Raw genomic sequence first — 6,484 nt, 5'->3', positions numbered from 1 at the left:
GGGAAGGGTCATGGCCGCCGCCCAATCTGGCGCCCCTCGACGATCCGGGCACGGTGCTCTCCGACGACGCGGGGCGGCGGCCATGACCCTTCCCTATCTCTCGGCCACCGGGATGCGGGGCGGCTATGGCAAGGCCGACATCCTGCATGGCTGCGACATCGCCGTCGACAAGGGCCAGATCGCCGTCATCGTCGGCCCGAACGGGGCCGGAAAATCCACCGCGATGAAGGCCGTCTTCGGGATGCTGGACCTGCGCGAGGGCCAGGTCACGCTGGATGGCCAGGACATTGCCGGGCTGTCGCCGCAGGACCGCGTCAGGCGCGGCATGGGCTTCGTGCCGCAGACCGCCAACGTCTTCCCGACCATGACGGTCGAGGAGAACCTGGAAATGGGCGCCTATATCCGCGACGACGATTTCCGCGCCACGCTGGACCAGGTCTATCACCTGTTCCCTGCCGTCGCCGACAAGCGCCGCCAGAACGCCGGCGAGCTGTCGGGCGGCCAGCGCCAGCAGGTCGCCGTCGGCCGCGCGCTGATGACCCAGCCGAAGCTCCTGATGCTGGACGAGCCGACCGCCGGGGTCTCGCCCATCGTCATGGACGAGCTGTTCGACCGGATCATCGAGATCGCCCGCACCGGCATCTCCATCCTGATGGTCGAACAGAATGCCCGCCAGGCGCTCGAGATCGCCGATGTCGGCTATGTGCTGGTGCAGGGCGCGAACCGCTATACCGGCTCGGGCGCCGAGCTGATGGCCGACCCCGAGGTCCGCCGCACCTTCCTGGGGGGCTAAGGACGTGCGGCCGTTCCTCGCCCTGATCTTCGCCTTTGTCGTGCCCCTCGGCGCGGGGGCGGCTGAGGCGCAGGCTGCAGCGCAGGATGCGGCCGTGCCGCCGTCGATCCACGATCCCGCCGATGTCCACCCGGCGACCCCGATGCCCGCCGACGCGCTGGTCCCCGGCGCGCCGGGGGTCGCGGCGCTGGTCTGTCCGGTCGATCCGCCTCCGATGGACGCCTCGGGCGCGCTGGGGGCCGGGGCCGCGGCGCCGGCCCCCACCACCGAAGGGCGCGAGGTGCGGGTCGAGTTCCCCTGGACGGAAAAGCCGATGATGACCGGCGCCGGGGCGCAGGTCGCGGTCAATTTCTTCAAGCGCGGCCGCACCCTGATCTTCGACGCCGGCCCCGAGGTCATCTATATCGACCGCGACCACCGCAAGTTCACCTATACGCTCAGCGGCAAGTCGGGCGTCACCACCTGGCGCGGCACATGCCATGCCGAAAGCTGAGACGATGCCCGCGACGCCTGCCGCATCCCCTGCCCCCGACTGCCGCAGAGAGGCCAGATGGACCTGATGAACGCCCTCGTGGCGATCCTGAACTTCGTGGTGATCCCCGCCACGTCCTATGGCGCGCAGCTGGCGCTGGGGGCGCTGGGGGTGACGCTGATCTATGGCATCCTGCGGTTTTCCAACTTTGCCCACGGCGACACGATGGCCTTCGGCACCGCCATCGTGATCCTGCTGACCTGGGGGCTGCAGGCGATGGGGGTCAGCTTCGGCCCGCTGCCCACCGCCCTGCTGGCCCTGCCCGTCGCCATCGCCCTGACGGCGGTGCTGGTGCTGCTGACCGACCGCTGGGTGTATCGCCATTACCGCCGCATCAAGGCGGCGCCGATCGTGGTGGTGATGGCCTCGGTCGGGGTGATGTTCGTGATGAACGGGCTGACCCGCCTGCTGATCGGTGTCGGCGAGATCCAGTTCGCCGACGGCGCCCGCTTCGTCGTCTCGGTCGCCGAGTTCAAGAAATGGACCGGCCTCGCCGAGGGCCTGTCGCTGCGCACCACCCAGGTCATCACCCTGGTGGTCGCGGCGCTCGCCGTCTGGGCGCTGTTCTGGTTCCTTAACCGCACCCGCTCGGGCAAGGCGATGCGCGCCTATGCCGACAACGAGGACCTGGCGCTGCTGTCGGGCATCGACCCGGACCGCGTGGTGCGCCTGACCTGGATCATCGCCACCGCGCTGGCGGTGACGGCCGGGACGCTCTACGGGCTCGACAAGTCGTTCAAGGCGTTCAACTATTTCCAGATCCTGCTGCCGATCTTTGCGGCCGCCATCGTCGGCGGCCTCGGTAACCCGATGGGCGCCATCGCCGGCGGCTTCCTGATCGCCTTTTCCGAGGTCGCGCTGACCTATCCCTGGAAGAAGATCGCCGAATACCTGGGCTTCGAGCCGACCGGCCTGCTGCAGATGCTGGGCACCGAATACAAGCTGGCGATCAGCTTCGTCATCCTGATCGTCGTCCTGCTGGTGCGGCCCACCGGGCTGTTCCGCGGCAAAGCCTACTGAGCGAGGTCCCCATGTCCACCACCCGCCAGGCCGACACCTCCTCCAGCCCGCTGCGCGGCCTGCTGCTGTTCCTGATCATCGCCGTGCTGTTCGTGCTGGAGGGCGCGACCCGCAACGCGATGTTCTCGGGGTCGTGGAACAGCGCGCTGTCGATCCTCAACATGGGGCTGATCTCGGCCGTGACCGCGCTGGGGGTCAACATGATCTGGGGCTATGGGGGCCTCTTCAACGCCGGCGTCGTGGGCTTCGTCGCGCTGGGCGGGCTGGCGCCGATCCTGATCTCGACCCCGCCGGTCGCGGGCGCCTGGGCCGCGGGCGGGCCGCGGCTGATCCTCGCGCTTGCGGTGGGCCTCGCAACGCTTGTGCTGGCCATCGTCGCCGCCAACCGGCTGAGCCGAGGGCTGCGGTTCTGGGGCGCGGCCCTGGTCCTGATCGTGGGCTATGTGCTGACCCGCATGGCGTTTGACCCGGCGGTGACGGCGATCGAGGCCAACAACCCCGCCGAGGCGGGCAATATCGGCGGCCTCGGCCTGCCGATCCTGATGAGCTGGCCGGTCGGCATGCTGCTGGCCGCCATTGCCGCCTGGGGCGTGGGAAAGGTCGCGCTGGGGCTGCGGTCCGACTATCTCGCCATCGCCACGCTGGGGATCGGCGAGATCATCGTCGCCATCCTCAAGAACGAGGGCTGGCTGGCGCGCGGGGTGCTGAACATGACCGGCGTGCCCCGCCCGGTGCCCTACGAGCTGGCGCTGCAGTCAAACCCCGACTTCGTGGCCGCCGCCGCACGCTGGGGGATGGATGCGGCGACCGCGTCCGGGATCTATGTCAAGCTGTGCTACACGGCGATCTTCGTCGCCGTGGTGCTGACTCTGATCCTGCTGTCGCAACTGGCGCTGTATTCGCCCTGGGGCCGGATGATGCGCGCCATTCGCGACAACGAAACCGCCGCCGCCGCGATGGGCAAGAACGTCACCCGCCGGCACCTGCAGCTGTTCGTGCTGGGGTCGGCCGTGATCGGCCTGTCGGGCGCGATGATGGTGACGCTGGACGGGCTGATGGCGCCGGGCGGCTATAACCCGCTGCGCTATACCTTCCTGATCTGGGTGATGGTGATCGTCGGCGGGTCGGGGAACAACTGGGGCGCGGTGCTGGGCGCGCTGCTGATCTGGTTCTTGTGGATCAAGGCCGAGGTCTGGGGCCCGGCGCTCATGTCCCTGCTGACCCTGCCGCTGTCCGAAGGCGGGCTGCGCCGCCACCTGATCGAAAGCGCCCCGCAGATGCGCTATGTCGCGATGGGGCTGGTGCTGCTGCTGGTGCTGCGCTTCGCGCCGCGGGGGCTGTTGCCGGAGCGTTGAGGGGACCGTCGGACCGGGGCACTGCCCCGGACCCCGGGATATTTTCGCAAAGAAGAAGTCAGAGGTCGACGCGGGTCGTGTCGCCGGTCGCGAAGCGGCGCAGGACGGCCGGATACAGCCGGTGTTCGGCGGTCAGGACGCGGGCGGCGAGCGTCTCGGGCGTGTCGTCCGGCTGGACCGGAACCCGCGCCTGGCCGAGGATCGGGCCTTCGTCCAGCACCCGCGTGACCAGGTGCACGGTCGCGCCAGCCTCGGCGTCGCCGGCCTCGATGGCGCGGGCATGGGTGTGGAGCCCCGGATATTTCGGTAGCAGCGAGGGGTGGATGTTCAGCAGCCGGCCGGCGAAGCGGTCGACGAAGGCGGGCGTGAGGATGCGCATGAAGCCGGCGAGGCAGACGATATCGGGCTCTGCCGCCAGCAGGGGCATGAGCAGTTCGGCCTCGAACGCCGCCCGGTCGCCGCGAAACCCGCGGTGATCCACCGCGGCGGTCGGGATGCCGCGCGCGGCCGCCCTGGTCAGCCCGGCGGCGGCCGGATCGTTGGACAGCACCAAGACCGGGCACGCCGGGTGGTCCCCGGTCATGCTGTCGGCCAGCGCGACCATGTTCGACCCGCCCCCCGAAATCAGGATCGCGACCCGTTTCGGCGCCCGGCCCGTCACCACAGCGTGCCGGTATAGCCTACACCGTGCCCGCCGCCGACCTCGCCGATGGTGCGCACGGTCTCGCCCTCGGCCCGCAGTAGCTCGGTCAGTGCCTTGACGCGGTCAGGGGCCACGACCAGGATCATCCCCACGCCGCAGTTGAAGGTCTTGAGCATCTCGCGTTCCGGCACGTCGCCGGCGTCCGCCAGCCAGCGGAACACCGAGGGCGCCTGCCAGCTGTCCAGATCGACCTCGGCGCCGACGCCCTCGGGCAGGACGCGCGGCAGGTTCTCGGTGATCCCGCCGCCGGTGATGTGGGCCGCGGCCCGCACCCCGCCGGCGCGGATCGCCGCGAGGACCGGGCGGACATAGATCCGCGTGGGCGTCAGCAGCGTGCGCCCCAGCGCCCCCTTGGCAAAGGGCGAGCTCGCGTCCCACGCCAGCCCGCTGCGTTCCACCACCTTGCGGACCAGCGAATAGCCGTTCGAATGGACCCCGTCCGACCCCAGCGCCAGCAGCACGTCGCCCTCGGCCACGCCCTGCGGCAGATGCGCGCCGCGTTCCATCGCGCCGACGGCGAAGCCCGCCAGGTCGAAATCGCCGCCGTGATACATCCCCGGCATCTCGGCCGTCTCGCCGCCGATCAGCGCCGCGCCGGCCCGGCGGCAGCCCTCGGCGATGCCTTCCACCACCCGGGCGGCCTGATCGACGTCCAGCTTGCCGGTGGCAAAATAATCCAGGAAGAACAGCGGCTCGGCGCCCTGACACACGAGGTCGTTCACGCACATCGCAACCAGGTCGATGCCGACGCCGTCGACCTCGCCGGTCTCGATGGCGATCTTGAGCTTGGTGCCGACGCCATCGGTCGCGGCCACCAGAACCGGGTCCTGATACCCCGCCGCCCGCGGGTCGAACAGCGCGCCGAAGCCGCCCAGGCCCGCCATGACCCCGGGACGGTCGGTCGCCTTCGCGGCGGGTTTGATCCGTTCGACCAGCGCATTGCCCGCGTCGATGTCGACGCCCGCCGCCGCATAGGTCAGTCCCTGTTCGCTGGTCATCAGATCCCCCTGTGAGGTTTGCGCAGGGGATAGCGGAACGCCGCTGGACAGGCAATCTCGCCCGCCCGCACGGGCGCAGGTTCCGGTCAGCACCCGCTTGACCCGATCCCCGCCGCCGCCTAGGCAGGTCGCGGCGGGCCTGTAGCTCAATGGTCAGAGCAGGGCGCTCATAACGCCTTGGTTGGGGGTTCAAGTCCCTCCGGGCCTACCAATCCCGAACTAGTTCCCACCGCCGGGTCGCGGACGGTGCGCCAGGTAATGCCGCACCGCGCCGATCACGTGGCGAAAGCGGTCGCCGCCCAGGTGCTTGCCGCCATACCAGCGGGTGACGATCACCAGATGCCCGGTCAGCCCCTCGCTTTCCAGCATCCGCAGGATGATCGCGCCGGCGCCCGCTTCGCCGTCATCGGCCTTGAGCGGTTCGTCCAGGATCGCGGCCCAGGAATGATGCGTGGCCTTGGCGAAGCGCCGCGTCGAGGTCAGCTCGGCCAGCATCGCGTCGATACCGGCGCGGTCCGTGACCGGCCCGCCCGACACCGCATAGACCGAGCCACGATCCGAGATGATCTTGTCGAAAACCGTCAGCGCCATTGCCGCTCAGCCCAGCCGCGCGCGCAGCAGGACGGCCGCGCCGGGCAGGCGCAGCGTGTGAGCCGCCGCCAGCCGGGCGGGGGTGAAATGGCCGGCCGCGTCCAGCAGGTTCAGCGTGCCGATCACCTGATCCGCTACCACCACCGGCAGGTTCAGGGCCGCGCCGCAGCCCAGCGCGGCGATGGTGGCGTGATCGAACAGCATCTCGGCCACCTCGGCCGGCGTATTGGCGACCCACGCGCGGCGCTGCACGATCACCTGCCGCGTCCAGTCGTTCTGCGGCAGGGGCTTTTCGCCGTCGACCGGATAGACCTCGGGGGCGTTGGTCCAGATGCGGCGGCTGATCCCGGTCGTGGCGTCGAAGGCCATCACCGTGAACAGCCGCGCGCCCACCCGGCGCTGCACCAGCGCGTCGAGCGCCGCCAGCGCCACGGTCAGGTCGGGGTCGGCCAGCGCGTCGGCGAGCGCCGTTTCGTCCGCCGCATCGGTCAT

The 6,484-nt window shown here is 70.1% G+C and carries 8 protein-coding genes and 1 tRNA gene; 5 read left to right on the top strand and 4 right to left on the bottom strand.

Annotated elements, in window-relative coordinates; genetic code table 11:
* Positions 1-82 precede the first annotated feature (82 nt).
* From IC63_RS03255 to IC63_RS03240, 4 genes are read left to right on the top strand one after another with little or no spacing between them, the layout of a single operon-like run.
* Positions 83-793 (top strand): ABC transporter ATP-binding protein, encoded by a 711-nt coding sequence (locus tag IC63_RS03255; RefSeq protein ID WP_036716874.1) that lies wholly within the window; start codon positions 83-85, stop codon positions 791-793.
* A gap of 4 nt (positions 794-797) precedes the next feature.
* Positions 798-1,286 carry a hypothetical protein gene (locus IC63_RS03250; protein WP_036716871.1) on the top strand — a complete coding sequence of 163 codons (489 nt, stop codon included), beginning with the start codon at positions 798-800 and terminating at the stop codon, positions 1,284-1,286.
* A 57-nt stretch (positions 1,287-1,343) separates the two neighbouring features.
* Positions 1,344-2,345 (top strand): branched-chain amino acid ABC transporter permease, encoded by a 1,002-nt coding sequence (locus tag IC63_RS03245; RefSeq protein ID WP_036716869.1) that lies wholly within the window; start codon positions 1,344-1,346, stop codon positions 2,343-2,345.
* An 11-nt stretch (positions 2,346-2,356) separates the two neighbouring features.
* On the top strand, positions 2,357-3,700 hold the full coding sequence (locus IC63_RS03240) for a branched-chain amino acid ABC transporter permease (protein WP_036716867.1): 1,344 nt from the start codon (positions 2,357-2,359) through the stop codon (positions 3,698-3,700).
* A gap of 58 nt (positions 3,701-3,758) precedes the next feature.
* On the opposite strand, the gene purN is transcribed toward IC63_RS03240, so the two are convergent.
* Together purN and purM are read right to left on the bottom strand one after the other, a co-directional pair.
* Entirely contained in the window at positions 3,759-4,361 is a 603-nt protein-coding gene (gene purN / locus IC63_RS03235) for a phosphoribosylglycinamide formyltransferase (RefSeq protein ID WP_036716904.1), read from the bottom strand.
* Entirely contained in the window at positions 4,358-5,401 is a 1,044-nt protein-coding gene (gene purM, locus IC63_RS03230) for a phosphoribosylformylglycinamidine cyclo-ligase (protein WP_036716864.1), read from the bottom strand. Before purM ends, purN begins: the two co-directional genes overlap by 4 nt.
* 135 nt (positions 5,402-5,536) lie before the next feature.
* Between purM and IC63_RS03225 the strand changes: the two genes are divergently transcribed.
* Positions 5,537-5,612: transfer RNA gene (locus IC63_RS03225), tRNA-Ile, on the top strand.
* A gap of 8 nt (positions 5,613-5,620) precedes the next feature.
* Here IC63_RS03225 and IC63_RS03220 read toward each other — a convergent pair.
* Together IC63_RS03220 and IC63_RS03215 are read right to left on the bottom strand one after the other, a co-directional pair.
* The gene (locus tag IC63_RS03220) at positions 5,621-5,992 is read right to left on the bottom strand and encodes a YigZ family protein (RefSeq protein WP_036716862.1); all 372 of its coding nucleotides are present in this window, start codon (positions 5,990-5,992) and stop codon (positions 5,621-5,623) included.
* Positions 5,993-5,998: 6 nt separating this feature from the next.
* Positions 5,999-6,484, bottom strand: coding sequence for a GAF domain-containing protein (locus tag IC63_RS03215; RefSeq protein ID WP_052041838.1), 486 nt, complete (start codon positions 6,482-6,484; stop codon positions 5,999-6,001).

The organism is Paracoccus sphaerophysae (assembly GCF_000763805.1).
In the GTDB taxonomy this organism is placed as follows: domain Bacteria; phylum Pseudomonadota; class Alphaproteobacteria; order Rhodobacterales; family Rhodobacteraceae; genus Paracoccus; species Paracoccus sphaerophysae.
Note: the sequence above shows the minus strand (reverse complement) of the source record. Positions and strands in the feature narration are given on the sequence as shown.